Annotated in this window: 1 protein-coding gene; it reads right to left on the bottom strand. The window is 66.3% G+C overall.

Annotated features, from left to right (window positions below; translation table 11 throughout):
* Nucleotides 1-1,010 (bottom strand): efflux RND transporter permease subunit (locus AC1D15_RS34195; RefSeq protein WP_477829573.1); only part of this gene is annotated, 1,010 nt, incomplete at both ends.

Here is a 1,010-nt window from a genome sequence, read left to right as displayed (position 1 = left end):
ATGCGGAACATGAACACCGCGCCGACGATCAGCAGCACGTAGACCACGAGGGTCGCGCCCTTGTGCGCCAGCACGCGCTTCACGCCACCGGTGTAGCCGTGCGACGAGCGGTCGAAGAAGCGGTTGAACACGCGGAAGAAGCCGCCGAAGGCCCAGTCCATGGCCTTGGCGAGCTTGTCCTTCGGGGCACCGTGCGGCTGCAGCAGCACCGCGGCCAGCGCCGGCGACAGCGTCAGCGAGTTGAAGGCCGAGATCACGGTCGAGATCGCGATCGTCAGCGCGAACTGGCGGTAGAACTGGCCGGTCAGCCCGGACACGAAGGCGATCGGCACGAACACCGCGCACAGCACCAGCGCGATCGCGATGATCGGCCCGGAGACCTCCTTCATCGCCTGGATCGTCGCATCGCGCGGACTCAGCCCGTTGGCGATGTTGCGCTCGACGTTCTCGACCACCACGATCGCATCGTCGACCACGATGCCGATCGCCAGCACCAGGCCGAACAGCGACAGCGTGTTGATCGAGAAGCCGAAGCCCAGCAGCACCGCCATCGTGCCGATCACCGACACCGGCACGGCCAGCAGCGGGATCAGYGACGCGCGCCAGGTCTGCAGGAACACGATCACCACCAGCACCACCAGCGCGATCGCCTCGAGCAGCGTGTGGATCACGGCGCTGATCGAATCACGCACGAACTGCGTCGGGTCGTAGACGATGGCGTACTCGAGGTCCTGCGGGAAGTCCTTCTTCAGCTCTTCCATCAGCGCGCGCACGTCGGTCGAGATCTGCAGCGCGTTCGACTGCGGCGCCTCGAACAGGCCGAGCGCGACCGCCGGCTTGTTGTTCAGCAGCGAACGCAGCGAGTAGGTGGAGGCACCCAGCTCGAGGCGGGCCACGTCGCGCAGGCGGATCACGCCGCCGCTGGCGGTCAGGCTGCCGGTCTTGATGATGATGTCGCCGAACTCCTCTTCGGTGCTCAGGCGACCCTGGGTGTTGACCGACAGCTGGAA

The sequence above is a fragment of the Rhizobacter sp. P2_H2 genome, from assembly GCF_056403375.1.
The sequence above is the reverse complement of the archived record's forward strand: the minus strand, read 5'-3'. Positions and strand labels throughout refer to the sequence as shown.